Origin of the sequence: Priestia sp. SIMBA_032 (genome assembly GCF_046535215.1) — a bacterium.
In the GTDB taxonomy this organism is placed as follows: Bacteria; Bacillota; Bacilli; order Bacillales; family Bacillaceae_H; genus Priestia; species Priestia aryabhattai.
In genome coordinates, this window is record NZ_JAWRXD010001613.1 from 1 (window position 1) to 234 (window position 234).

General features: G+C 73.9%; 1 pseudogene. It reads left to right on the top strand.

Going from position 1 to position 234, the window contains the following annotated elements:
* Positions 1-12: 12 nt before the first annotated feature.
* A pseudogene (locus SB717_RS39740) lies at positions 13-234 on the top strand (sensor histidine kinase); the annotation flags it as partial.

Consider the following 234-nt stretch of genomic DNA (forward strand, 5'->3'; position numbering starts at 1 on the left):
GCGCGGGCGGCGATGGGCGAGATGCGGAGCCTGCTCGGGGTGCTCCGGGGCGGCGAGGCGGCGGAGACCGCTCCTCAGCCGGGTATCGGCGACGTGAGCCGGCTCATCGACGCCGCACGACGGCGCGGCGAGGTGACGTTCGCCGACGACCTCGGCGAGGACGACGGGATGGCCGCCGACCGGCTGCTCGGTCTGGCCGTCTACCGCATCGTGCAGGAGTCGCTGAGCAACATC